Annotated in this window: 23 protein-coding genes; 5 read left to right on the top strand and 18 right to left on the bottom strand. The window is 70.1% G+C overall.

What is annotated here, in order from left to right:
- The 14 genes from NIE79_RS32600 to NIE79_RS32665 form a co-directional block, all read right to left on the bottom strand.
- On the bottom strand, positions 1–519 hold a 519-nt coding region (locus tag NIE79_RS32600), incomplete at its 3' end, for an RICIN domain-containing protein (protein ID WP_238682216.1).
- 343 nt (positions 520–862) lie between these two features.
- On the bottom strand, positions 863–2,365 hold the full coding sequence (gene araA / locus NIE79_RS32605; protein ID WP_091401160.1) for an L-arabinose isomerase: 1,503 nt from the start codon (positions 2,363–2,365) through the stop codon (positions 863–865).
- A 26-nt stretch (positions 2,366–2,391) separates the two neighbouring features.
- A complete protein-coding gene (gene yjfF / locus NIE79_RS32610; protein ID WP_238682217.1) occupies positions 2,392–3,381 on the bottom strand; it encodes a galactofuranose ABC transporter, permease protein YjfF in 990 nt (329 codons plus the stop codon).
- The gene (locus tag NIE79_RS32615) at positions 3,378–4,448 is read right to left on the bottom strand and encodes an ABC transporter permease (protein ID WP_238682218.1); all 1,071 of its coding nucleotides are present in this window, start codon (positions 4,446–4,448) and stop codon (positions 3,378–3,380) included. The genes yjfF and NIE79_RS32615 overlap by 4 nt, the downstream gene beginning before the upstream one ends.
- Positions 4,445–5,986, bottom strand: a complete 1,542-nt coding sequence (locus NIE79_RS32620; RefSeq protein WP_238682219.1) for a sugar ABC transporter ATP-binding protein — start codon at positions 5,984–5,986, stop codon at positions 4,445–4,447. Before NIE79_RS32620 ends, NIE79_RS32615 begins: the two co-directional genes overlap by 4 nt.
- Before the next feature lie 188 nt (positions 5,987–6,174).
- Positions 6,175–7,182 carry an ABC transporter substrate-binding protein gene (locus tag NIE79_RS32625; protein ID WP_238682220.1) on the bottom strand — a complete coding sequence of 336 codons (1,008 nt, stop codon included), beginning with the start codon at positions 7,180–7,182 and terminating at the stop codon, positions 6,175–6,177.
- 130 nt (positions 7,183–7,312) lie between these two features.
- On the bottom strand, positions 7,313–8,005 hold the full coding sequence (locus tag NIE79_RS32630; RefSeq protein WP_238682221.1) for an L-ribulose-5-phosphate 4-epimerase: 693 nt from the start codon (positions 8,003–8,005) through the stop codon (positions 7,313–7,315).
- Entirely contained in the window at positions 8,002–9,684 is a 1,683-nt protein-coding gene (gene araB, locus NIE79_RS32635; RefSeq protein ID WP_238682222.1) for a ribulokinase, read from the bottom strand. Before araB ends, NIE79_RS32630 begins: the two co-directional genes overlap by 4 nt.
- A gap of 801 nt (positions 9,685–10,485) precedes the next feature.
- Positions 10,486–11,274: an ABC transporter permease gene (locus NIE79_RS32640; protein WP_238682223.1), complete on the bottom strand. Its 789-nt coding sequence runs from the start codon at positions 11,272–11,274 to the stop codon at positions 10,486–10,488.
- A complete protein-coding gene (locus NIE79_RS32645; RefSeq protein WP_238682224.1) occupies positions 11,271–12,248 on the bottom strand; it encodes an ATP-binding cassette domain-containing protein in 978 nt (325 codons plus the stop codon). The genes NIE79_RS32640 and NIE79_RS32645 overlap by 4 nt, the downstream gene beginning before the upstream one ends.
- 33 nt (positions 12,249–12,281) lie before the next feature.
- Positions 12,282–13,124 (bottom strand): DUF4097 family beta strand repeat-containing protein, encoded by an 843-nt coding sequence (locus tag NIE79_RS32650; RefSeq protein WP_238682225.1) that lies wholly within the window; start codon positions 13,122–13,124, stop codon positions 12,282–12,284.
- Positions 13,125–13,194: 70 nt separating this feature from the next.
- Positions 13,195–13,719, bottom strand: coding sequence for a hypothetical protein (locus NIE79_RS32655; RefSeq protein WP_238682226.1), 525 nt, complete (start codon positions 13,717–13,719; stop codon positions 13,195–13,197).
- A 92-nt stretch (positions 13,720–13,811) separates the two neighbouring features.
- Positions 13,812–14,960, bottom strand: coding sequence for an FUSC family protein (locus tag NIE79_RS32660; RefSeq protein WP_238682227.1), 1,149 nt, complete (start codon positions 14,958–14,960; stop codon positions 13,812–13,814).
- Between the two features lie 27 nt (positions 14,961–14,987).
- On the bottom strand, positions 14,988–15,161 hold the full coding sequence (locus NIE79_RS32665; RefSeq protein WP_238682228.1) for a hypothetical protein: 174 nt from the start codon (positions 15,159–15,161) through the stop codon (positions 14,988–14,990).
- A gap of 126 nt (positions 15,162–15,287) precedes the next feature.
- On the opposite strand from NIE79_RS32665, the gene NIE79_RS32670 reads away from it, so the two are divergent.
- Positions 15,288–17,534, top strand: coding sequence for a hypothetical protein (locus NIE79_RS32670; RefSeq protein WP_238682229.1), 2,247 nt, complete (start codon positions 15,288–15,290; stop codon positions 17,532–17,534).
- Positions 17,535–17,543: 9 nt separating this feature from the next.
- Here the strand turns inward: NIE79_RS32670 and NIE79_RS32675 are convergent, their stop codons facing one another.
- Complete coding sequence (locus NIE79_RS32675) at positions 17,544–18,299, bottom strand: SDR family oxidoreductase (RefSeq protein ID WP_238682230.1); 756 nt, start codon at positions 18,297–18,299, stop codon at positions 17,544–17,546.
- Between the two features lie 119 nt (positions 18,300–18,418).
- Here NIE79_RS32675 and NIE79_RS32680 point away from each other — a divergent pair, with 119 nt between their 5' ends.
- Together NIE79_RS32680 and NIE79_RS32685 are read left to right on the top strand one after the other, a co-directional pair.
- Positions 18,419–19,072: a class I SAM-dependent methyltransferase gene (locus tag NIE79_RS32680; protein WP_238682231.1), complete on the top strand. Its 654-nt coding sequence runs from the start codon at positions 18,419–18,421 to the stop codon at positions 19,070–19,072.
- Positions 19,073–19,349: 277 nt separating this feature from the next.
- Positions 19,350–20,462 (top strand): ice-binding family protein, encoded by a 1,113-nt coding sequence (locus NIE79_RS32685; RefSeq protein WP_238682232.1) that lies wholly within the window; start codon positions 19,350–19,352, stop codon positions 20,460–20,462.
- Positions 20,463–20,558: 96 nt separating this feature from the next.
- Here the strand turns inward: NIE79_RS32685 and NIE79_RS32690 are convergent, their stop codons facing one another.
- Positions 20,559–21,005: a Cif family virulence factor gene (locus tag NIE79_RS32690; protein ID WP_238682233.1), complete on the bottom strand. Its 447-nt coding sequence runs from the start codon at positions 21,003–21,005 to the stop codon at positions 20,559–20,561.
- 37 nt (positions 21,006–21,042) lie between these two features.
- A complete protein-coding gene (locus NIE79_RS32695; RefSeq protein ID WP_238682234.1) occupies positions 21,043–21,573 on the bottom strand; it encodes a P-loop NTPase family protein in 531 nt (176 codons plus the stop codon).
- 173 nt (positions 21,574–21,746) lie between these two features.
- Between NIE79_RS32695 and NIE79_RS32700 the strand changes: the two genes are divergently transcribed.
- Both NIE79_RS32700 and prfH read left to right on the top strand, forming a co-directional pair.
- The gene (locus NIE79_RS32700; protein WP_238682235.1) at positions 21,747–22,934 is read left to right on the top strand and encodes an RNA ligase RtcB family protein; all 1,188 of its coding nucleotides are present in this window, start codon (positions 21,747–21,749) and stop codon (positions 22,932–22,934) included.
- A complete protein-coding gene (gene prfH, locus NIE79_RS32705; RefSeq protein ID WP_238682236.1) occupies positions 22,931–23,548 on the top strand; it encodes a peptide chain release factor H in 618 nt (205 codons plus the stop codon). The genes NIE79_RS32700 and prfH overlap by 4 nt, the downstream gene beginning before the upstream one ends.
- 16 nt (positions 23,549–23,564) lie before the next feature.
- On the opposite strand, the gene NIE79_RS32710 is transcribed toward prfH, so the two are convergent.
- Positions 23,565–24,470, bottom strand: coding sequence for an alpha/beta fold hydrolase (locus tag NIE79_RS32710; protein WP_238682237.1), 906 nt, complete (start codon positions 24,468–24,470; stop codon positions 23,565–23,567).
- Between the last annotated feature and the right edge of the window lie 92 nt (positions 24,471–24,562).

Raw genomic sequence — 24,562 nt, forward strand, 5'->3', positions numbered from 1 at the left:
CACGACGTTGCCGCCGTCGGCGGTGGAGGCACCCTGCACCTCGACGGCCTTGTTGCTGTTGCGGTTGATCAGCCGCACGTAACCACCGTCGGAGTCGGCCAACCGGAACTGCTGGTTCGTCCCGTTGAGATCGGCCCACTGCACTATCGCACCGCCGTCAGCGGTGGAGAAACCGCTGACGTCGAGCACCTTGCCCGAGTGCCGCGACTTGACCCGGTAGTAACCACCCCCGGAATCCACGAACTGCCACTGCTGGTTGACGCCGTTGTTCCGCGTCCACTGGCTGATCCGCGCCCCGTCATTGGTGGCCGACGCGTACAGGTCCAACGCCTTACCACTGTTACGGTTCACCAGCACGTACCAGGCGTTGGTGTCGACAGTCGCCGCTGACGCGGCGGTCGGCGCGACAGCCGCCAGAGCGCCGCCGACCACCACCGCGATCGCGGCGGCGACGAGTCGCGACAGCCGACCACGCCCCCGCGCTGGTCTCGTCCAGGGAACCCGACCGATGGCAACCATGATCCTCCTCTGACAATGCGTTCCGAACGGCCCGGGTCGTCATCCACGGCACTGGGCGGTGTGCCGAGCTGGCCCGATCGCACAATGTGATCGCTAACATCACTCACCGTGGTCCAGGGCACTGATTTACCGAACACGGGGAGAGAGATGATCGCGGCCGGGCCAGCCACAGACATCGACCGTCTTGGTTATAGACTGTGAGCGATAACACGGCCTTAGTCAAGACGTAACCCAATCAGCTCGTGACCGTGCTAACGGATACGCAAACGGGCGGCCCGCCCCTGCCCGAGGGATGTCAGGCAGGGACGGGCCACCCGTCCGAGGTGCGGCAGAGCCGCGCGAATCAGAAGCCGCGGGCCAGCCGGTAGTAGGCCTGGTTCCAGCGCAGTTCGTCGGCGAAGCGGCGAGGCTCAGTGGCGGCGTCGATGACGACGAGCTCGGTGCGGCTCATCTCCGCGAGGTCGTGCAGCTCCTCCACGCCCACCGCCTGCGACAGCACCGTGTGGTGCGGGGCGCCCGCGGTGATCCACGCCTCGGCCGAGACCGGCAGGTCGGGACGCGGACGCCAGACGGCCCGGGCGACCGGCAACCGGCGCAGCGGTTGCGGCGGGGCCACCACGTCGATCTCGTTGGCCACCAGCCGGAAACGCTCCCCCATGTCGGACAGCCCGAGCACCACCGCCGGGCCGGGCGCGGCGTCGAACACCAGCCGGACCGGGTCCTCCCGGCCACCGATGCTCAGCGGGTGGATCTCCACGTTGGGCACGTCGGAGGCGATGGTCGGGCAGACCTCCAGCATGTGGGCGCCGAGGACCAACTCGTTGCCCGGGGTGAGGTCGTAGGTGTAGTCCTCCATGAACGACGTGCCGCCGCTCACGCCCACCGACATCGCCTTGAGGGTGCGGACCAGGACCGAGGTCTTCCAGTCGCCCTCGCCGCCGAAGCCGTAGCCGTCCGCCATCAGCCGCTGCACGGCGATGCCCGGCAGCTGACGCAGCCCCCCGAGGTCCTCGAAGTTCGTCGTGAAGGCCCGGAACCCGCCCGCGTCCAGGAAGGCACGCATGCCCAACTCCACGCGCGCGGCGTACCGCAGCGAGTCGTGCTGCTCACCGCCGGGCAGCAGCTCGCCGACGATGCGGTAGGTGTCCTCGTACTCCTTGACCAGGTCATCCACCTGCGCGTCGGTGACCTCGCCGACCACCTCGACCAGGTCGTTGACGCCGTAGGTGTTGACCGAGACCCCGAACCGCAGCTCGGCCTCGACCTTGTCGCCCTCGGTCACCGCGACGTCGCGCATGTTGTCACCGAAGCGGGCCAGGCGCAGCGACCGCATCGCCGACCAGCCCAGCGCGGCGCGGGCCCACGCCCCGATCCGAGTCGTCACCCGCGGGTCGCTGACGTGCCCGGCCACCGTCTTACGGGCCACACCGAGACGCGTCTGGATGTACCCGAACTCACGGTCGCCGTGGGCGGCCTGGTTCAGGTTCATGAAGTCCATGTCGATGTCGTTCCACGGCAGCAGAACGTTGGCCTGGGTGTGCAGGTGCAGCAGCGGCGTCTGCAACGCGTCCAGACCGGAGATCCACATCTTGGCCGGCGAGAACGTGTGCATCCAGGCGATGACCCCGACGGCACCCTGAGCGGCAGCGTCCCGGCAGACCTGCAGAATCTCACCGCTGTTGGTCAGGACGGGCTTCCAGACCACGCGGGCGGGAATCTGCGGCGAGTCGTCGAGCGCGGCCGCGATCTGGCGAGACTGCTCGGCCACCTGGCGGAGCGTCTCCTCGCCGTACATGCCTTGGCTGCCGGTGAGGAACCAGATCTCGGGTTCGGTGTGTGGTGCCATGGAGTTGCCTTCCGCGAGAGGGGCGGTCACTTGTAACGGATTCCGATGAGGCGCTGAAGAAGGATGAACGCGAAGAGCAGACCGCCAATCACGATCTTGGTCCACCAGGAGCTGAGGCTCCCGTCGAAGGTGATGAGAGTCTGGATCACGCCGAGAACCAGCACGCCGAGCACCGTGCCGAAAACGTAACCCGCGCCACCGGTGAGCACCGTGCCACCGATGACGACGGCGGCGATGACGTCCAGCTCCATCCCCACGGCGATCAGCGGCGCGCCGGAGAGGGTGTAGAACGACAGCAGGATCCCGCCGATGGCCGAGCACAGACCACTGATCGTGTAGACGGCGATCCGGGTCCGCCCCACCGGCAGGCCCATCAGCAGTGCCGACTGCGGGTTACCGCCGATGGCGTACACGTTGCGTCCCAGCCGGGTGTAGGCCAGCGTGTACGCGGCGATGCAGACCACCACGAAGGCGATCAGCACGCTGATCGACACGAAGTTGCCCTGCGGATTACCGATCCGTTCCTGCGACATCCTCGTCCAGAAACCGTCGGTGATCGGAATCGACGCACCCGAGATGAACGTGCACATACCCCGGGCGAAGAACATTCCGGCGAGCGTGACGATGAACGGCTGGATCTCGAAGAAGTGGATGGCGCAGCCCATCAGCAGGCCGAGCGTCGGACCGATGAGCAGGGCGATGACGAGCACCAGTGGCGCCGGCATCCCGTCCTGGAGCAGCGCGGCCGACACCATCGCCGTCATGGCGACAACGGACCCGACCGAGAGGTCGATGCCGCCGGTGAGGATCACGAAGGTCATGCCCACAGCGACGACGAGCAGGAAGCCGTTGTCGATGAAGACGTTGAAGATGACCTGCACGTTGGAGAACGCCGTGTACTGCGAGACGCCGATGGCGTACATGACGAGCAGCAGGGCGAGCGTCGCCAGGACCGGTATCTGCTTTCGCGGCAGCCGGAACCGGGTACGACCGGCGGTCAGCGATCCAGTGGTCATGCCGGCACCTGCTCCTTCGGCTTGTCGGCGATGGTGGCGGGCGGCGGGACGTTGCGCCTACGCCGGCGGAACCGAGCCCGGAAGGCCGGTGCCTGGATGAGGCAGACGGCGATGACGACGACCGCTTTGAACAGCAGCGAGGTCTGCGGTGAGATGTCCATGGCGTACACAGTGGTGGTCAGGGTCTGGATGATCAGCGCGCCGATGATCGTGCCACCGAGGAAGAACCGGCCGCCCGCGAGCGACGTACCGCCGATGACGACCGCGAGGATCGCGTCCAGTTCCACCCAGAGGCCGACCGCGTTGCCGTCGGCGCTGGAGACGTTGGCCGTCATCATGAAACCCGCGATCGCGGCGCAACCGGCGCTGAGCACGTAGGTGAGGAAGACGACCCGGCCGGACCGGATGCCCGCGAGCCGGCTCGCCTCGGCGTTACCGCCCACCGACTCGACGATCATGCCGAGCGCGGTGCGACGGGTGAACGCGGCTACGAGCAGGGCCGCGGCGAGCGCGATGAAGATGGCCAGTGGCAGGGTCAACAGGTGACCCAGCCCGATCGCGCGGAACGGCTCCGAGTTGATGGTGATGATCTGCCCCTGGGTGATCAGCTGGGCGAGGCCCCGGCCGGCCACCATCAGGATCAGGGTGGCGATGATCGGTTGAATGCCGATCACGGCCACCAGCACCCCGTTCCAGGCACCGAGCACCAGCGCGATCCCCATCGCCATCGCGAGGGCGGTCAGCACCACGCCGAGGCTGTTCTGGTCGGGCTGCTTGCTGATGTACATGCAGGCGATCGCGCCGCTGATCGCGCAGAGCGAACCGACCGACAGGTCGATGCCGCCGGTCGAGATGACCAGGGTCATGCCCAACGCGACGAGGATCAGCGGTGCGCTCAGCCGCAGGATGTCGATCGGCGTGCCGTACAGGTGCCCGTCCTTGAGCTCGATGGACAGGAACCCGGGCCGGTAGATCGTGTTCGCCGCGAGCATGACGAACAGCACGGCGGCGGGCCAGAACAGCCGGTGACCGATCATCGTCCGGTAGCGGCTCGTGGTGTCGTTCATCGGTCTGCCTCCTCCCGGTGAGATCCGCTGGCGATGGTCTGCATGATGCGGTCGGCGTCGAGGCTCTCGTCGTTGGCGAGCTGCGCGACCATCTGTCGGTCCCGCATCACGGCCACCTTGTGGCTGAGACGCAGCACCTCCTCCAGCTCGGCGGAGATGAACAGCACCGCCATGCCACCGTCGGACAGCTGCGCGACGAGCTTCTGGATCTCGGTCTTCGCGCCGATGTCGATGCCCCGGGTCGGCTCGTCGAGGATCAACAGACGTGGCTCAGTGATCAGCCACCGGGCCAGGAGCACCTTCTGCTGGTTGCCACCGGAGAGGTTGCGGACCGGCACCTCCGGGTCCGCGGGCCGGATGTTGAGTGCCTTGACGTACTTGTCGACCAGCTCGTCCTGGCGGCGACGCGGAATGGGCCGCAGCCAGCCACGGGCCGCCTGCATGGCGAGGATCATGTTCTCGCGGACCGACAGGTCGGCGACGATACCCTCGGCCCGCCGGTTCTCGGAACAGAAGCCGACGCCGTGGTCGATGGCCTGGGCGGGGGTCCGCAGACTGCTCGCCGTGCCGTCGACGGCGACCTCACCGCCGTCGGCCCGGTCGGCCCCGAACAGCAACCGCGCGACCTCGGTACGCCCCGAGCCCAGCAGACCGGCCAGGCCCACCACCTCGCCGGAGTGGATGGTCAGGCTGAACGGCTCGACGGCGCCCGACCGACCGAAGTTCGACACCGCCACCAGAGGGGTGCCCTCCTCCAGCGCGGTCAGGTCCCGCCGGGAGTGCTCCTCGATGCCCTCAAGGACGTCGAGTTCCTTGCCGATCATCCTCTCGACCAGGGAGAGCTGGGGCAGCTCGGTGGTGAGGTACTCGCCGACGAGTCCGCCGTTGCGCAGCACTGTGATCCGGTCGGCGATCTCGTAGACCTGGTCGAGGAAGTGGGTCACGAACAGGATCGCGATGCCCTCGTCGCGTAGTTGCCGCATGATGCGGAACAGCTGCGCCACCTCGCCGGCGTCGAGGCTGGACGTCGGCTCGTCCAGGATCAGCACCCGGGCCTTGATGTCGATCGCACGGGCGATGGCGACCATCTGCTGGATCGCCAGCGAGTACGAGCCGAGCGGCGCGCTGACGTCGAGGTCGAGGTCGAGGCGGGCCAGCAGGGCTCGGGCGCGGCGGCGGACCTCACCCCAGCGGACGGCGCCGAAGACCCGAGGCTCACGGCCGATGAAGATGTTCTCCGCCACCGAGAGGTTGGTACAGAGGTTGACTTCCTGGAAAACGGTGCTCACACCGGCGGCGGTCGCCTGCATCGGCCCGGTGAACGACACGGGCTCGCCATCGAGGGTGATCGCGCCCCCGTCGGTGTCGTAGACGCCGGTGAGCACCTTGATGAGGGTCGACTTGCCGGCGCCGTTCTCGCCCATCAGGGCGTGCACCTCGCCGGGGAAGAGCCGGAAGTTGACGTCGTGGAGTGCGCGCACCCCGGGGAAGGACTTGCTGATCCCGGTCATCGTCAGGACCGGACGGCTATCCGTCATCCCATCAGACCTCTTCTGGGTTGTCGACACGGAAGGGCCGCTACGCTCCCGCCACGCCCGCCCGGTCGTCCCTGCGGGTCGCTCGGGCGGGCGTGGTTCGGGGGTCGTCGCGGGCCAAGCCCGGTCCGTTTCGGGTAGGGAAGCGACGCGGCGGGGCCGCCACGCGAACGCGGCGACCCCGTCGTCGATCAGTACTTACGGTTGGGCAGAGCTTCCTTGGCCTGCTCGGTCGTGAAGGTGGTCTCCTCGGTCTCGATCCGAGGCGGCACCTCCTCGCCCGCGTGGACCTTCTTGGCCAGGTCCATCAGCTGCGGGCCGAGCAGCGGGCTGCACTCCGCGATGAAGTTGAACTTTCCGTCGGCGAGAGCCTGCATGCCGTCCTTGACCGCGTCGACGGTGATGATGGTGATGTCCTTGCCGGGCACCTTGCCGGCGGCGGTGATCGCCTCGATCGCACCCAGGCCCATGTCGTCGTTGTGCGCGAACAGCACGTCGATCTTCGGGTTGGCCTTGAGGAACTGCTCCATGACCTGCTTGCCGCCCGCGCGGGTGAAGTCACCCGGCTGGGAAGCGATGATCTTCAGGTTCGGGTTGGCGGCGATCGCCTCGCCGAAGCCCTTCTTCCGGTCGTTGGCCGGCGCCGCACCGGTGTTGCCCTGCAGCTCGACGATGTTCACAGTGCCCGTGGCGCTCTTCTTCTGCTCGACCAGCCACTCACCGGCGAGCTTGCCCTCCTTGACGAAGTCCGAGCCGAGGAAGGTCTTGTACAGCGTCTTGTCGGCCGAGTCCACCGAGCGGTCGGTCAGGATGACCGGGATCTTGGCGTCCTTGGCCTCCTTGAGGACTGTGTCCCACCCGGATTCCACCACCGGCGAGAAGGCGATCACGTCGACCTTCTGCTGGATGTAGTTGCGGATCGCCTTGATCTGGTTTTCCTGCTTCTGCTGGGCGTCGTCGAACTTCAGCTCGACACCCGCCGCAGCCGCGGACTCCTTGATCGAGGTGGTGTTCGCGGTACGCCACCCGCTCTCCGCGCCGACCTGGGAGAAGCCCATCGTGATCTTGCCGTCGTCCTTGGTGCCGCCGCCGCCGCCCGTGTCGCTATTGCCGCAGGCCGCCACGCCGCCGACCAGCAGCACGCTGGCGAGGACCGCGGCAGCGCGCCACGGAGCGGACTGCGTTCGCATCTTTCCCATCGAATCTCCTTGGCTGGATGTGGTGGGTAACCGCGCCAACCGCCGAGGTGCGAAAGAGCGGCGTACGCGGGTGGTGCGTGCTGGTGCGTCGTGGTGCAGACCGACGGGTCTCGGATGATCGGTGCAGGGGTCAGGAACCCGCCGGTGCGACTGGTTGTTGACCGTAGACGTTCTGGTAACGGTCATAAAGAGCATCAATGTCTGCCTGGGCCATCGGGACCGGCTGCCCAAGGGTGTGGGCCAGGTGCGCGGTACGGGCCACGTCCTCGCACATGACCGCCGCCTTGACCGCCGCGCGGGCGTCGCGGCCGATGGTGAACACGCCGTGGTTGCGCATCAGCACCGCGGGCGAGCGGTGCCCGGCGAGCGTGGCGACGATGCCCTTGCCGATGTCGTCACCGCCGATCAGCGCGAACGGGCCGATGGGGATCTCCCCACCGAACTCGTCGGCCTGCGCGGTGAGGTGGCAGGGGATCGACTCCCCACACGCGGCCCAGGCGGTCGCGTACGAGCTGTGCGTGTGCACGACCCCGCCGACCTCGGGCATGGCCCGGTAGACGTAGGCGTGGGCCGCGGTGTCGCTGGACGGGGCGAAGTCGCCCTCGACGAGAACGCCGTCGAGGTCGCACACCACCATCGTGGCCGCGGTGAGATCGTCGTAGCTCACCCCGCTCGGCTTGATCACCATCAGATCCTGGCCGGGGACCCGCGCGGAGACGTTGCCCGACGTCCAGGCGACCAGGTTGTACCGGGTCAGCTCGGCGTGCAGGCGGGCGACGGTCTCGCGCAGCTCGCCGATCTGTCGGGTCACCTCGGCGTTCACGCCACCACCTCCAGCGGGGCCTCGTGGGTGGTCGCGGCGGTCTCGACCGCCGCGTTGCGGATCGCCCGCAGGCGGAGCATGACGTCGTTGCCGCCACGACCGAAGTGGTCGTGCAGCGTCCGGTACTCGGCGTAGAGGGCGTCGTAGGCGCGGGCCCGCTCGGGGTCCGGACGGTAGACGGCCTCGTGCACCCGGCCCATCGCCTGCGACGCCTCGTGGATCGAGGGGAACTCACCGGCGGCGACGGCGGCGTGGATCGCCGAGCCCAGCGCCGGCCCCTGCGCCGAGGCGATGATGTTCAGCGGTCGCCTGGTCACGTCGGCGTAGATCTGCATCAGGAGCGCGTTGTTGGTGAGACCACCGGCGATCACCAGGTCGTTCACCGGGACTCCGGCGTCGACGAACGCCTCGATGATCATCCGGGTGCCGTACGCGGTGGACTCCAGCAGGGCCCGGTAGATGTCCGCCGGCCGGGTGGCCAGCGTCATGCCGACGATCATCCCGCTGAGGTCGTGGTTGACCAGCAGGGAACGGTTGCCGTTCCACCAGTCCAGCGCGATCAGGCCGTGCGCGCCGACGGGCTGACTCGCGGCCAGCTCGGTGAGGCGTTCGTGCGAGTCGACGCCGGCCGGGGCCGCGTGGTCGACGAACCAGCCGAAGATGTCGCCGACGCCGCTCTGCCCAGCCTCGTAACCCCACGCGCCGGGGCTGATGCCGCCGTCCACCACACCGCACATGCCGGCCACCTCGGCGACCTCCGCGCCGTTGACGACGTGGCAGGTCGAGGTGCCCATGATGGCGACCAGCCGACCGGGCTGCACCGCCTGCGCGGACGCCGCGGTGACGTGCGCGTCGACGTTGCCGACGGCCACCGCGATCCCCTCCGGCAGGCCGGTCCAGGCGGCGGCCTGGGCGGTGAGCGAGCCGGCCCGGGCGCCGAGGGGCAGCAACGGGCCGTCCAGCTTGGCCACGAAGTCGCCGAAGTCGGGGTTGAGCGCGGTCAGGAAGCCCTCGGAGGGGTAGTGACCGTCCTGAAGGATGCCCTTGTAGCCGGCCGTGCAGACGTTGCGGGTCTCGGTGCCGCAGAGCTGCCAGACGATCCAGTCGGCCGCCTCGATGAAGCGCTCGGCCCGGTCGTAGACCTCCGGATCCTCCTCCAGGATCTGCAGGCCCTTGGCGTACTGCCACTCGGCGGAGATCTTGCCGCCGTACCGGCCGATCCACGGCTCGGCCCGCTCGTGGGCCAGCGCGTTGATCCGGTCGGCGTGCGGCTGCGCGGCGTGGTGCTTCCACAGCTTGACCCAGGCGTGCGGTCGGTCGCGCAGCTCGGGGGTCTCGCACAGCGGGGTGCCGTCGGCGAGCGTCGGCAGCACGGTGCAGGCGGTGAAGTCGATGCCGATGCCGACCACCGCCGCCGGGTCCACCCCCGCGGCGGACACCGCCGCCGGGACGGCGTACCGCAGCACGTCGCGGTAGTCCTGTGGGTTCTGCAGGGCCCAGTCCGGGGGCAGGGTTCGACCTCCCGGAAGCGCCGTGCTGATCACGCCATCGCCGTACTCGTGCACCGCGGTCCCCAACTCGGCACCATCGCCGACACGGACCACCAGAGCTCGCCCGGACAGGGTGCCGTAGTCGACACCGACGACGTAGCGGTCGTCAGCTCCGTCCACACGGTTCATGTTCACCTCCACCGTTAACGGGGATAGTGTTAACGCTCACATCCAGGCTCGTCAAGACATCTAGCCGCAACAGCTCCGTAACGGAACGCGGAAGGCGGACCGACTCGGGAGGGTAGATAGCGGACCGGGGCAAACAGTCTTATTCCGGCGTCAACTGCGGCAGCCATCCGACGAATGGGGCCGGCGTCCGGAACGAGAACCGCCCGGAGAGCCGTCGACAGGCGGCGCGGCGGGTCCAGTGCGTCGCACATTGCGGCATCACCGTCCGATACCGACCACTTCTCCCCTCGGCGATGATGGCAGCGATAACATTCCCGGGGCGTCGCGGTCGCGTGCTCGACTCCGCCCGACAGCCATCGACGACCATGCGGGCTCATGGGTGAGCGCTCCGGAGGGCGACCCGCCCGGCACGAAGCCGAACGGCCGCCCGGTGTTATCGATAACATTCAACGTCTTGGTGTGCCCGCGTCGTCCGGGCGGCCCGTGCGCCCGACGGCGCGTCGGGCGGCCCCGAAAGCAAGACCCACTCGTGATCCTTGAAGTCGCGGGGTAGGCGGCGGCGTAATCGGCCGACTTCACCAAAGCCGAGTCGATCACGCGCCCGCGCCGGCAATCCGCCGCCCTTTCACGCACTCGCGCCACCGAGCCGCCGCACGACCACGCACTCGCGCCACCGAGCCGCCGCACGACCACGCGCTCGCGCCGCCGGTCCCACGACGTCACGAGCCGGCGGCCCGACCCCTGTGGGCCGAGCCGCCGGCTCTTTGCCTTGCGATGGCGAGACCGAGCGCGCCGGTCGGATCAGGCCGTCCGGTTGCGGTTGTACAGGGCCTTGGCCCAGAAGAAGCAGCCCACGCTGATCACGGCGCACCAGATGACCGCGATGATCCCGTTGGCGCCGATCCCGGTGCCCAGCAGCAGGCCGCGAAGGGTCTCCATGACGGGCGTGAAGGGCTGGTAGTCCGCGAACAGCCGCACGGCGGTCGGCATGGAGTCGGTGGGGACGAACCCGCTGCCGAGGAACGGCAGGAGGATCAGCGGCATGGGCAGGTTGCTGGCCGTCTCGACACTGTCACTGACCAGACCGAGGGCGACGGACAGCCAGGTCAGCGCAAAGGTGATCATGGCGAGGACGCCGACCGCCGCGAGCCACTCGACCGCGTTGGCAGTGGGCCGGAACCCGACCAGCAGCGCCACGACGGTGACGGCCGCGAGGCTGAGCATGGTCTGGACCAGGCTGCCCAGTACGTGACCCGTCAGGACCGACGGTCGGAAGATCGACATCGTGCGGAACCGGGCGATGATCCCCTCGGTCATGTCCATCGCGACCGAGATGGCGGTGCCCTGCGCGGCGCTGACCACTGTGATGAGCAGGATGCCGGGGGTGACGTAGTTGGCGTACTGGGAGCGGTCGCCGGACGGGCCGAGGCCGGCGCCGAGCGTGCCGCCGAAGACGTAGACGAAGAGCAGCAGGATGATGATCGGGATGCCGATGAGCAGGAACGTCATCGACGGGTACCGCCGCATGTGCAGCAGGTTGCGCCGCAGCATGGTGCTCGAGTCGCGGACGGCGAGGGAGAGGGTGCTCATCGCGCGGGAGCCCTTTCGTGGTCGGGTCGGCTGGCCCGGGTGTCGGGCTGACCGGTGAGGGTGAGGAAGACGTCGTCGAGGTCGGGGGTGTGTACGGAGAGCGCCGCCACGCTGATCGAGGCGCTGTCGAGCTGGTCGAGCAGGGATCGCAGCGACCCGACCCCGCCGTCACTCGGCACCTGGAGGGTGAGCGCCGCGTCGTCCCGGGTGGCGGCGTCGAACGTCCGGGCCGCCAGGTCGAGCCCCTCCTGGTCGGCGAACTGCAACACGACGTGGCCACCCGGGATGAGCCGCTTGAGCTCGCGCGGCGTCCCCTCGGCGATCAGCCGGCCGTGGTCGAGGAACGCCACCCGGTCGGCGAGTTGGTCGGCCTCCTCCAGGTACTGCGTGGTGAGCAGGATGGTCACGCCCTCGGCGGCGAGTGCGCGGATGATGTGCCACATGGCCCGGCGGCTGCGCGGGTCGAGGCCGGTGGTCGGCTCGTCGAGGAAGATGACGCGGGGCTCGCCGACCAGGGTCATCGCGAGGTCGAGCCGCCGGCGCATGCCGCCGGAGTACGTCGACACCGGCTTGCCCGCCGCGTCGGTCAGGTCGAACTGGTCGAGCAGGTCGGCGATCCGCCGCCGACCGGCGGCCTTGTCCAGGTGGCACAGGTCGGCCATGAGGGTCAGGTTCTCCCGACCGGTGAGCAGGTTGTCGACGGCGGAGAACTGGCCGGTGACGCCGATGAGCGCGCGTACCGCGTCGGGTTCCCGGGCCAGGTCGTGGCCGAAGACGCGGGCGTTGCCGCCGTCGGCGTCGATCAGGGTGGAGAGGATCTGCACCGTGGTGGTCTTGCCGGCGCCGTTCGGACCGAGCAACGCGAAGATGGTGCCCTCGGTGATCATCAGGTCGATGCCGTCCAGCACGACCTTGTCGCCGTAGGACTTGCGCAGATCGGTGGCGACGATCGCGGGGTTCATGGAGCTGGTCATGGTCTCCTCATTTGTGGTCGGCGGGGCGGTGGGTCAGGCGCGGCGGATCATGATGTCGCCGTAGGAGGTGTTCGCCCGGACCTCGACCGTCTCGTCGGTCTGCGCCGGGCTGTCGGTCGACTCCAGCGCGTTGTGCACGCGGCCGTGCCTGGAACTGACGTCGAGCCAGGCGGCTGTCCCGCGACGGATGCCGACCTCGATCGCGCCGAAGGAGGTCTGGACGTCGACCGCGCCGCGGGTGACCTCACCCAACCGGAGGTTGCCGTAGGCGGTGCGCGCCGTCACCGAGGCCTGCGACGCGTCCACTGTGATGTCGCCGTAGGCCGTGTTGATCCGGACGTCGCCAGCGCTGCGGCCGATCCAGCAGTCGCCGGACGAGTTCTTGATCTCGGCGGTGCCGTCGACAGCGCCGATGCGCACCTTGCCGGACGAGGCCTTCACCCGGGCGGAGCCCAGCACACGCTCCACAGCGACCTCGCCGTGACTACTATCGATCTCCAACGGCCCGGTCTCGTCGAGTCGGATGCCGCTGCCGGTCTTGATCCGGCACTCGCCGAGCCGGCCCTCGCAGCGGAACGCCGCCCACGCCGCCTCGGCGTACACCCGTGACCCGGTCGGCACCTCGATCTGGACGTCGACCGAGGGCCCGGAGCCGAACCCGTAGCGGCGCCAGGTCTTCGGCACCCGGATCACCAGTCGCCCGGCGGCGAACTCGACGGTGCTCTGTTCGGCGGCGCTCACGTCGGCCTTGCTCGACGGGTCGCGGGGCCGCACCGTCACCACCGTGTCGGTGCGGTCGCTCGCGGCGATCCAGGCGTCGCCGATCGGCAGCTCGATCTGGACGGTGATCGGTTCCGGCGTTTCGAAAACAGGCATGGTGGTCTCCCGAAATGTGGTCGGCGAAGGTCGCCGCTGGTCAGCGGCGTGGTGGAAGGGGTACGGGAAGTTAGCGGGCCCAGCCGGTGAAGTGCTGGCCGGAGCGCGGCTCCGGCCTGCGGGGTGGACGACGTTCCGTATCGCCCGCCCCGATGGCACTGGCGACGGCGCGCACCAGCCAGGCGTTGACCGAGAGCCCGGCGCGGCCGGCGGCGTCCTCGACGCTGGCCTTCAGGTGGTCGGGGAGCCGCAGGTTGATCCGCGAGGTGCCGCCCTCGTCACCGTCGGGCGCGGACACCGGCACCGACAGCGGCGGCGGCCCGCTGGGCTCACTCGCCACCTCGACCGGCAGGCTGGCCGGCGTCACCACGAAGTCGGGCTCACGCCCGCGCAACCGAACGTGCACCGAACCCGGTGCGAGGTCGCGGGTGATCTCGTCGGCCGCGTCCGACAACGCTTCGAGCAGAGTGAGACGGGTGGCCGCCTCCAGCTGCGCGAAGAGTCGTTCGGCCAGCGCCCGGGCCTCCGGGTCCACGCCCTCCGCGGCCACGGCGAACTCGTTACGCAGGTTCTCGACGTATGACCTCAGCTCCATGGCACCATCATGGCACCACTTTGGCTCAGAGTGCAACAGCCATGGCTCAAGAAGATGCCGTCGGGTGGCTCACGCCGAGGGTCAGTTGGCTCTCAGACCTCGCCGAAACCCCTTCGGACCAGGTGATTCGCGTCCTCCTGACTCAGCCCGGAGGCGACCAGGAGGTCACTGACTGTCGTCCGGACCTGTGCCACCACCACCGCACCGGAGAAGCCGACGCCATCCCGATAGGCGTGCCCGGCCGTCCGAACCGCCCGTAGCGCCTGCTCCCGGGCCCGGTTCGGCTCGGCGCCGGCGGCGAACTGCCGCTTCAGCAGACGGACCGCCCCGGCGAGGTCGGCCACCGCCGTCGGCAACGACTCCGGCACCGGTTCGCCGTCCTCGATGAGCGTCACCGATCGTCGGATCAGGGTGCCGCTGTTGCGCATCGCCCGGTCGATCGGCTCGGCCGCCTGCGCGTAGCGGCCCACCGGCCCGTGCCGTTGATGCCAGTACACCGGTGACAGGGTGCTCGCCTCCCGGGCACCCTGGGTCGCCTCGACGAACGCCTTCAAGCGGCCCGCGCTCTGCCGCAGCTCACCTCGGGCGGTACGGGCCCGAGCGGCATCGCGCTCGGTCAGTGCCTCGGCGGTGGCGTCGAGCTGGGACGCGAGGAGATCCAACGCCGGCCGCGCGGCCCGGTTGAGCACCCGCAGCGGGTTCAGCGGCAGCAACACGGCGGTGACCAACAGCGCCACCCCTCCCCCGACGAGCGCGTCCACGAACCGGGGGATCTCCAGATCCCGGACCGCCGGGCTGAGCGTGGCGATGAGCACCGCCGTCGCCCCGGCCTGGATCACCACCGCCGCGCTACCCGCGAGGAAGAGGGCGACGACGATCGCCAGCACGACGATCAGGGCGAGCTGCCACCACCCGGTGCCGATCACCAGGAGGAGCAGGTCGCCGATCAGCACCCCGACGGTGACACCGATGATCAGCTCGACGGTGCGACGCAACCGCTGGCCGACGGACGCGGCGAGCGTCGAGACCGCGGAGATCGGCGCGAAGACCGGCTGCGACACCTGCAGCAGCGAATGCGCCACCAGCCAGGACAGCGCCGCGGCCAGGCCGGCCTGGAGGGCCAGGCCGCCGATGGTTCGTACCCGACGCACCCGCTCGCGCAACGCGGCCACCACGCGGTCCCACCACCGGGCGACGGTCGACGGGCCCGCGTCCGCTCCGCGCCGACCGGCAGCGACCATGGCGGCACCTACCCCGCCACGACCGGCTCAATCCTCGCCGGCACAGCCCGGCCGTCCCCAGCGCGAGGCGAGCGCCTTCTCGGCGTACGCCCGGAGCCGCTCGGCCGTGGCCGGGTCCAGCGCGTGGGCGAAGACCGCGCGGACCGACGTACCCGAAGCGGCGGTGACCGCCGGTCCGACCCTGCCTGAGGGGTAGCGCACCTGCCGGTCGAGATTGAGCGGGTCCGGTTCGGGTAGAACCGCTCGGCCGTCACCGCGGTCGGCGCCCCGGCACGTGCCGTCGAGGTCTGGGGCGCGGGACAGACGGCGGGACGCCTCGGGGGGACGTTGGATGGACCAGAGCGGTTGAGCGGGCCGGACAGCTCCGGAAACGTCGTGGAGCTACGGGTGCACGGAGTCTCCGGCGCAAGTGCCGCACAGGTGCTGAACCTGCAACAGATCGGGCAGGTCGCCGGCGACCGCAGTGGGGGGTTCTACCGGGTGCGCCACCGGTCGGAAAGCACTGGCGCGCACGGGGTGACGCTTGAGGCGTACCGCTGGGGTGACCTGCCCTCCGGGACCGTGGCCCGCACCCTGGCGCTGGTCTTCCTGCTGCCCTTCATGCTTGTCAACGTCGCGATCTGGATGCGCCCGGCGAACCCCGGCGCCGAGGCGGTGGTCAAGTCCCTCTGCCGGCTGCTGGCACTCACGCTCACCGTGCTGTACGTGCTCGCCGTCGCCGGCGTCGCACTGGACCTCGTCGGCTGGAAATGTCTGGCGTCGCCCGACTGCCTGTCCGGACGCAGTTGGTTGTCCTGGTTGGGCGGACGGCCGGTCGGACTGCGGCTGGCGGTGCTCGCGCTGGTCCCGGCCGCCGCGATCGGCCTGATCTGGCGGGTCAGCTGCCGTCCGGGGCGGACCTTCGAGGCGTTTCGGGCACCCGATCAGGGCAGCTCCGTGTCTCGGCTCGGCACCGTCGGCCAGTGGGACGCCGAACCACTGGTGGGCCGGTTGCGGGCCATCCACGTCGCCGCGGCCTTCGCGACGCTGGACCTCGTCCTGCTGCTGGCCCAGGGCGCCAGTGACGCCTCGGCGGCCACAATCGTGCTGACGGCGATCACGGGGGTGATCCTGGCGGGCTGCGTGGGGCTGCTCTGCACACCGCCGCTGATGGACCGGGCCGCCGGCGACCAACGGCTCGACCGGGTCACCCGCACCCTCCGGACCGCTGCCATCGTCCTGACCGTGGTCGTCGTGGCGCACGTGCCGACCAGCTCGCAGCCGTGGCCGCAGGGGCATGGGCTCCCCGGCTACGACCCGACACTGGCCGGTCTGTTCCTGGCTCAGACGACGCTGATGGCCGCCCTGGGCGTGGTGCTGCTGTGGCACCGGCGCCGGGAGCACGACGCCACCCCGCTGTTCGGGCTGGGCGCTCTCGTTGTCGCCGCCGCCGGGATCAGCATGGCGGTGGCATACTCCGCCGAACTGGTCTACCGGGTGGCGGACTTCCTGGACCGCGACGTGCCGACCGGGGAGGGCATCGCCAACGGCCCGCCTCGCGCCTACACCTGGGCGATCTTCGGCTTCTTCCGCGCGGTGCTGGTCACCGCGATGGTCGCCGTCCTCGTCATCCTGATCTCCCGCCGGAGTCGACGCCGGGCCGCAGCGGCGATAGTGGCGCGCGATTTCCCGGACCCGCCGGCCGAGGCAGCGCCCCGACTGCGGCAGGTCCGAGACGCGATAGCCAGGGCTCGCTTCACCGAGAAACTGGTGCCGTTGGCAGTGGTCTACGGCTGCCTCGCCGGACTCGGCACGGCCACCACCACCATCGGCCTGCTCGGGCAGGTCCCGAGCGACGTCATCGAGCGGAACATCGGACTGCCTGCGGGCGCGATCACCTTCGCCATCGCGTTCGGCAGCTGGGTGATCGCGGCGATCATCCTCGGCCTGATCATCGGCGGCATCTTCGCGTACCGGACCGAGCCGTACCGCCGGCACATCGGTGTCCTCTGGGACCTTGGCACGTTCTGGCCCCGGGCCGCCCACCCGTTCGCACCGCCCTGCTACGCCGAGCGGGCCGTGCCGGAGCTGGTCCGCCGGATCACCTACCTCGTCGAGCGCGGCGACGCGGTGCTGCTCACCGGGCACAGCCACGGCTCGGTTCTGCTCGCCGCCACTGTGCTCCAACTGCCCCCGCAGGTCGGCGACCGGGTCGCCCTGCTCACCCACGGGTCACCGCTGCGCCGCCTCTACGCACGACTCTTCCCCGCCTACGTCGACGAAGCGACACTGCACGAGATCGGCCGGCGGGTGGGTTGGCGCTGGGTGAACCTGTGGCGCGACACCGACCCCATAGGTGGCTGGATCTTCTCGCCGCATCCCGCACCCGCGCCGGCCACCACCGGTGACCCGGCCGCCGCTGTGGATCGTCGACTGCGTGACCCCTGTGACGTGGTGACACCCCCCGGGGACAGCGTCGCCCCACCCATCCACGGGCACTGGCCGGGCGAGTCGGACGAGCCGTTCACCGAGGCGGTACAGGAGTTGGTGCAGCGCCTCGGTGGGCGGGCCGGCCCGCCCGGGACGTCGAGGTAGCGGTCCGGCTCAGTGTCCCCGGCCCGCCCGGGTACGCCAGTCCTCCAGGCCGGTGCCGGCGAGGCGGGCACCGTCGGCCGGGACGAGGGAGCGTTCGCCCAGCTTGGCACCGAAGTACCGGGCGTCGGGGTCGGCCACCACCGAACGACGGTCCTGTTGGTCGGCGAGGAGGGTTCGGCCCAGTTCGTCGAGGCGGAACTGCTCCGGGCCGGCGACCTCGACGACGGAGTTCGTCGGCGCGCCGAGCGCGACCTCGGCCACCGCGGCCGCGACGTCGTCCGCGGCCATCGGCTGAATGAGCACCGGCGCGAGGTGCACGGTGTCGCCGTCCGTGGCGGTGTCGATGATGCCCTGGAGGAACTCGAAGAACTGGGTGGCGTGCACCACCGAGTACGCGAGTCCGGACGCGACGATGAGCTTCTCCTGGGCGACCTTCGCGCGCATGTACCCGCTGTCCGGGATCCGGTCGCACCCCACGATGGAGAGCGCCACGTAGTGGTTCACCCCGGCGTCCGACGCGGTGGCGAGGAGGGTCCGGGTCGAGGTCTCGAAGAACTCCAGTACGGCGGCGTCCTCGAACGACGGCGAGTTCGACACGTCGACGACGACCTCGGCGTCGGTGAGCGCACCGGCCACTCCCTCGCCGGTCAGGGTGTTCACGCCGGTCTTCGGCGAGGCCGGCACCGCCTCGTGGCCCTGGGCACCGAGGCGGTCCACGAGCTTGGAGCCGACGAGGCCGCTGCCCCCGATGACGACGATCTTCATGGCCGAACCACGTCCTGTCTGCACTGGGTTGAATCGTGCTGCCAACCAGTAAGACGGAAAGCGTGCGCGGATGCAGGACAATCGCCGGAGAACAGTTCGACGGAGATCAGGAGGTCGACGTGGCCACGGTGTCCCACCCGGTGTTCGCTCGGGTTTACGAGCGACTCAGCGTCGCCATGGACCGCGCCGGCACGGCGGCGTTCCGACGGGACCTGGTCGCCGGCCTGTCCGGCCGGGTGATCGAGATCGGTGCGGGCAACGGGCGAATGTTCGCCCACTACCCGGCGGGGGTGACCCAGGTCCTCGCGGTCGAGCCGGAGCGGCGTCTGCGTGCCGCTGCCGAGCGCGCCGCGTCGACCGCGCCGGTTCCGGTCACTGTCGTCGACGGTCTGGCCGAGGCGCTGCCCGCCGGGGACGGCGAGTTCGACGCGGTGGTGGTCGCGTTGGTGTTGTGCACAGTGCCCGATCAGGCGAGCGCGTTGGCCGAGATCAGCCGGGTGCTGCGACCCGGGGGGCAGGTGCGGTTCTTCGAACACGTGGCCGCCGAGGAGGCCAGCGGCCTGCACCGCGCCCAACGACTCGTCGACGCCACACTGTGGCCGAAGCTGTTCGCCGGTTGCCACACCAACCGCGACACCGTCGCCGCCATCGGCGCGGCCGGCTTCGAGGTGGAGGAGCTGCGCCGGTTCCGTTTCCCGGCCACCAGCAACAGTCCCTCCTCCCCCTGCGTCCTCGGCCGCTCGATCAAGCCGGTTCCGACGGTGCAGCGGTAGGCCGAGGTTCGAGCGGCGAACGCGAAAGCGAAGGTCGCTCCAGTTCAGACAGATGCACCTTACTCATTGTCCCAATTTGCCCTCATTTGAACACCTGACGTGATGTGGTGGTCAGCGCGCTTATCGGCGCCATACAGGCCGTATCACGCAGGGCGCCACTCGCTGGCCGTCTCCTGCGAGTAGTACCCACGGAGGGTGTTCTGTGACAGCTAAACCCAAGAATTGGCTCCGGCGGCGAGTTGTCCTGCCGTCGCTCGCGGCTGGCGCAGCCGCCACGGTGGCAGCCAGCCTGCTGCTCTTCAGCTCGACCGCCGCCAACGCGCAGGAAGCACCGGTCAACCTGGGGACGGCAGCCGACTTCTCCGTCCTGGCCGGAGCGGAGCCCACAAACACCGGCTCCAGCTTCCTGGCCCAGAGTCTCGGGCGGTACCCCGGAAACACCTCGTCCGGCTTCGGAACGGCAACCATCGGCGGGGAGGTGCACCTCGGCGACGCGGTCGCACTCCAGGCTCAGAGCGACCTGACCATCGCCTTCAACGACGCCGCCGGCCGGACCCCGTTCACCAACCTTCCGGCAGAGTTGGGTGGCAACACGCTCAACGAAGGGGTCTACCGGATCGGGGCCGCCCAACTGACCGGAGCGTTGACGCTCAACGGCCAGGGCGACCCGTCGTCCGTGTTCATCTTCCAGATCGACTCCTCGCTGACGACGGCGTCGAACAGCAGCGTCGTCCTGACCAACGGGGCGTCGGCCTGCAACGTCTTCTGGAAGATCGGCAGCTCGGCGACGATCGGCACCGGCACCACCTTCGTGGGCACCATCATGGCTCAGGCCGCGATCACGATGGCCACGGGCGCGACCCTCCAGGGCCGCGCGCTGGCGCGCACCGAGGCCGTAACCCTGCAGACCAACACCATCACCGCACCGATCTGCGCCGGGCCGACGGGCCCGCCCGGACCGACCGGCCCACCGGGGCCCACCGGTCCGCCCGGCAGCCCCGGAGCGCCTGGCAGCCCCGGAGCACCCGGCAGTCCAGGAGCGCCCGGCAGTCCGGGAGCGCCTGGTAGCCCCGGAGCACCCGGTAGCCCGGGAGCCCCTGGCGCACCCGGTAGCCCCGGAGCACCCGGAGCGCCCGGCAGCCCTGGCGCGCCTGGTCCGTCCGGGCCTGCCGGAGCACCCGGAGCGCCCGGCAGCCCTGGCGCGCCTGGTAGCCCGGGAGCACCCGGCAGTCCTGGCGCACCCGGTCGACCTGGTGGTGGCGGCAAGCACCCCATCCTGCCGGTCACCGGCAGCGGTGCGGTCCCGGCTATGACCGGCGTCGGAAGTGTCATGGTCGTGCTGGGCGCTGTCGCGTTCTTCCTGGCCCGGCGTCGACGCCTGGAGTCCTGATCGGTGGCCCGGTCGGTGTGATCCCGGCCGGGCCACGTCAAGTCGTCGGCCCGCTCCCCACCGGGGGCGGGCCGACGACGCATTCGCCATCGACTCTCAGCCGGTGAGTCCCAACCCGCGCATGGCTTCGTCCTCCCGCTCGTGGGACAGGTAGAGCAGGATCTGTGGCCGGGGGTCGCCGAGGCGCACCACGTAGGTCTGCGCGAACTGCGCGCTGCCGGCCTCGCCCCGGGGCGGCGCGAAGTCCAACGTCCACCTGGTCGGCACGAGGACGTACCCCGGCGCGACATCGAGAACGTCCAGGACCGTCACCCGGGCTCCGGTCAGGCCGAACTGCTCGGTCATCGCCGTGTGGCGTTCGTCGAGAGCGGCCCGGTACCCGGCGTCGTTGGTGACGGCCGCCGCCCCACCCGGGTCACCCTCGATGTACGTCTCGGCGTAGCTCGCGGCAACGGCGTCGTTGTCACCGGCCTCGACGGCCCGCGCGTAGTCGTGCAGGAAGGCGATGATCCCGTCGCGTACCGGTGTCTCCGTCGACTTCATCCTCGGTCCTCTCAGTTCGGCGAGTGATCGCGCGGCCTCACCGGCGGGGCAGCCCGGCCAGCCAGACGTCCAGCTCCGCTGGGGAGCGCAGCAACACCACTGGCGGCGCGGACGGGTCGGCCTGCCAGGCCCGCATCCGCCGTCGGGCGCGGCCGAACGCGGTGACGTGCCACACCAGGATCGAGTCCGGGGACAGCACGCTGCTCAGCGACTCGCGGTTGCCGTTGCAGATCACCTCGCCGGTGACCACCCGGCGGACGGTGCGGCGGAGCAACCGCCCGAACGAACGCCATCGTGGATAGTCCAGGCCGACCACCAGGTCGGCGCGGGCCAGCGGGACGTCCCGCCAGCCGTGGTACGCCCCGTCGATGATCCAGCGGTCGCGTCGGCAGACCTCCTCGATCCGGCTGCGCTGCTGGGCGACCGGCACCTCGACCCAGCCCGGTTGCCAGAGCAGATCGTCCACCGGATACCAGGGCAGTCCGAGGTGTTCGGCCAGTCGCGCCGCGAGGGTGGACTTGCCGGAGCCGTACACCCCGTAGACCAGGATGCGACGCGGTGCGCTCATCGCGGCAGCGTACGTCGTGAAGGAAAATCAGTTGTCGTGCCTGGCGCGCCTCGGCCAGAGTGTCATCCATGACGTACTGACGGACTACACCCCCCTGCTCCGCGCCACCGGTGACGCCTCCCGGGGGCCGTGACGCCGTCCGCTTTCACGTTCGCAGCCAGAGATGAGCCTCCTTGTCCCAGCACCACCTCCCTCGGGAGCCCCTGCCCCCGTCCGCCCCGGCCACCGTCACGGTGTTCGCCTCGCCCGCGAGTTGGATCGAGTCCGATGCGCTCGCACAGTGCCAACAGGTCGCCGCCCTGGACGGCATGCGGCACGTCGCCGCGATGCCAGATCTGCATCCGGGCAAGGGTGCGCCCATCGGCGCGGCCATGGCGTCGACAGTGCTGTACCCGTTCCTGGTGGGTTCCGACATCGGCTGCGGCATCGCCGTGTTTCCGATCAAGCTCAAGCGGGCCGTACCGGAACGGCTCGCCGCCCGGTTCCCCGACCTCGACCAGGCGCTCGACCCGGTGCGCGACGCCGACGACCCCGCCTGGGCCGCCGTCGACTGTGACGTTCCGGCCGGTCACCTGGACGGTCTCGGGACGGTGGGCCGGGGCAACCACTTCGTGGAGCTGGCCCGCGTCGACACCGTCTTCGACGTACGGCACGCGGGCCGGCTCGGGCTCGACACGGGTGATCTGGTGCTCATCGTGCACAGCGGTTCCCGTGGCCTGGGCGAGCGGATCCTGCGGGCGCACACCGAGGTCCACGGCGCCGGGGCGGCGCCCGACCCCGCCGCCTACCTGGGCAGGCACGACGACGCCGTGCGTTGGGGTTCACTCAACCGCCGGGTGCTGGCCGCCCGGGTGGCGCACGCGTTGGGGGCCGAGCCCACAGCGCCGATCGTCGACCAGTGTCACAACCTGGTCGAGGTCCGGGACGGGGTCTACCTGCACCGCAAGGGCGCGGCGCCGGGCGACGGGCGCGATGTTCTGATCGCCGGTACCCGGGGGACGGCGTCCTACCTGGTGGCCGCGCACGCCGGGCCGGAGGCCAACCATTCGGTGGCTCACGGCGCTGGCCGCAAGATGTCGCGCGCCGACGCCCTGCGGCGGGGCCGGGCCAAGCACACGGTCGAGGAGCTACGCCGTACCCCGGTGGGATCGCTGGTGGTGTGCGGTGACCGGCAGTTGCTCTTCGAGGAGGCGCCCACGGCGTACAAGCGCATCGAGCAGGTGATCGCCGACCTGGTCGAGCACCAGCTGGCCACGCCGGTGGTCAGCACGACGCCAGTGGTCACCTACAAGACTCCCGACCTCGGGTCCGCCGCACGGCCGGACCGGCGGGGCCACCGCGACCGGCGAGGCCGGTCATGACCGCGTTCCTGTTGTTGTCGGCCGGGCGTGGGCCACAGGAGTGTGCCTGGGCACTGAGTCAACTGCTGCACCGGCTGCGCGGCGAGGGCGTCCGCCGAGGTCTGACGATCCAGCAGGTTGAGGCGGTGCCCGGTGACCGCGCCGGCACCTACCGGTCGGTGCTGATCCGGATCTCCGGCGTCGACGCCGAGGCGTTCGCGGCCTCGTGGACCGGCACGCTGTGCTGGCAGGCACCCAGCCCGTACCGGTCGGGCGTCGGCCGGAAGAACTGGTACGTGACCGCTCAGCCGCCCGAAAGCGACGCCCGGCCGACGACGTTCCGCGAGGCGGACGTCGACATCGTCGCCTGCCGCACCGGCGGGCCGGGTGGTCAGCACCGGAACAAGGCCAGCACGGCGGTACGCGCGACGCACCGCCCCTCGGGCCTGGTGGTGGTGGTGGACGAGGAACGTCAGTTCAGCCTCAACCGCCGCGTCGCCCTGGACCTGCTGCGCCAACGCATCGAGCAGGGCGACGAGGCGGCGCGACGTGCCGTCACCACCGCCCGGTGGCGCATCCACGACGAGTTGGTCCGCGGCGATCCGGTGCGGGTGGAACGTCCGACGCCCCGGTGACCGGGAGGCCAGCGGCTCAGACCTCCAGCACCGCGTCCGCGAATGCCTGCGGCGCCTCCTGCGGCAGGTTGTGCCCGACGCCGCCCCCGATGGTCCGGTGCTCGTACGGGCCGGCGAACTGCTTGCCGTAGACGGTGGGCTCCAGATGCGGCGCACCGTTGGCGTCCCCCTCCATCGAGATGCTGGGCACCGTGATCTTCGGCTTCGCGGCCAGGCGCTCCTCGATCTCCTCGTACTGCGGCTCGCCGTCGGCGAGGGCCAGCCGCCAGCGGTAGTTGTGGATGACGATGTCGACGTGGTCGGGGTTGTCGAACGCCGCCGCGCTGCGGTCGAACGTCGCGTCGTCGAACGTCCATTTGGGCGACGCGGTGTGCCAGATCAGCTTGGCGAAGTCGCGCCGGTTCTTGTCGTACCCTTTCCGGCCGCGCTCGGTGGCGAAGTAGTACTGGTACCACCACGCGAACTCCGCCTTCGGCGGCAGCGGCACGGTGCCCGACTTCTGCCCGTCGATCAGGTAACCGCTGACCGAGACCAGCCCTCGACAGCGTTCGGGCCACAGCGCGGCGACGACGTCGGCGGTCCGCGCGCCCCAGTCGAATCCGGCGAGCTTCGCAGTGTCGATCTTCAGGGCGTCCATCAGGGCGATGAGGTCGAGCCCCATGGCCGCCGGTTCGCCGTTTCGCATGGTGTCGTCGGAGAGGAACCGGGTCGTGCCGAAGCCCCGAAGGTACGGGACGACGACCCGCTGACCGGCGGCGGTGAGCAGCGGTACGACGTCGGCGAAGCTGTGGATGTCGTAGGGCCACCCGTGCAGGAGGATCACCGCGTCGCCGTCGGGCGGCCCGGCGTCCACGTAGCCGACGTTCAGCACTCCGGCCTCGACCTGTCGCAGGTCGGTGAACCCGTCAGCGGCCCTTGCCATCGACTTCTCCCCGCGTCCGGACCTGCTCGGTTGTGCTGATCACGCCCGAATCTAACGACCTGTCCGGAGTCTGAGCACCGTTCACACAAGGA

It is taken from the genome of Micromonospora trifolii (assembly GCF_022229005.1).
Classification (GTDB): domain Bacteria; phylum Actinomycetota; class Actinomycetes; order Mycobacteriales; family Micromonosporaceae; genus Micromonospora; species Micromonospora trifolii.

Bases quoted from the DNA above. Each gene is read 5' to 3' on its own strand.
- araA (WP_091401160.1), bottom strand. From the start codon at position 2,365: ATGGCACCACACACCGAACCCGAGATCTGGTTCCTCACCGGCAGCCAA.
- yjfF (WP_238682217.1), bottom strand. From the start codon at position 3,381: ATGACCACTGGATCGCTGACCGCCGGTCGTACCCGGTTCCGGCTGCCG.
- NIE79_RS32615 (WP_238682218.1), bottom strand. From the start codon at position 4,448: ATGAACGACACCACGAGCCGCTACCGGACGATGATCGGTCACCGGCTG.
- NIE79_RS32620 (WP_238682219.1), bottom strand. From the start codon at position 5,986: ATGACGGATAGCCGTCCGGTCCTGACGATGACCGGGATCAGCAAGTCC.
- NIE79_RS32625 (WP_238682220.1), bottom strand. From the start codon at position 7,182: ATGGGAAAGATGCGAACGCAGTCCGCTCCGTGGCGCGCTGCCGCGGTC.
- araB (WP_238682222.1), bottom strand. From the start codon at position 9,684: ATGAACCGTGTGGACGGAGCTGACGACCGCTACGTCGTCGGTGTCGAC.
- NIE79_RS32640 (WP_238682223.1), bottom strand. From the start codon at position 11,274: ATGAGCACCCTCTCCCTCGCCGTCCGCGACTCGAGCACCATGCTGCGG.
- NIE79_RS32645 (WP_238682224.1), bottom strand. From the start codon at position 12,248: ATGACCAGCTCCATGAACCCCGCGATCGTCGCCACCGATCTGCGCAAG.
- NIE79_RS32650 (WP_238682225.1), bottom strand. From the start codon at position 13,124: ATGCCTGTTTTCGAAACGCCGGAACCGATCACCGTCCAGATCGAGCTG.
- NIE79_RS32655 (WP_238682226.1), bottom strand. From the start codon at position 13,719: ATGGAGCTGAGGTCATACGTCGAGAACCTGCGTAACGAGTTCGCCGTG.
- NIE79_RS32660 (WP_238682227.1), bottom strand. From the start codon at position 14,960: ATGGTCGCTGCCGGTCGGCGCGGAGCGGACGCGGGCCCGTCGACCGTC.
- NIE79_RS32675 (WP_238682230.1), bottom strand. From the start codon at position 18,299: ATGAAGATCGTCGTCATCGGGGGCAGCGGCCTCGTCGGCTCCAAGCTC.
- NIE79_RS32690 (WP_238682233.1), bottom strand. From the start codon at position 21,005: ATGAAGTCGACGGAGACACCGGTACGCGACGGGATCATCGCCTTCCTG.
- NIE79_RS32695 (WP_238682234.1), bottom strand. From the start codon at position 21,573: ATGAGCGCACCGCGTCGCATCCTGGTCTACGGGGTGTACGGCTCCGGC.
- prfH (WP_238682236.1), top strand. From the start codon at position 22,931: ATGACCGCGTTCCTGTTGTTGTCGGCCGGGCGTGGGCCACAGGAGTGT.
- NIE79_RS32710 (WP_238682237.1), bottom strand. From the start codon at position 24,470: ATGGCAAGGGCCGCTGACGGGTTCACCGACCTGCGACAGGTCGAGGCC.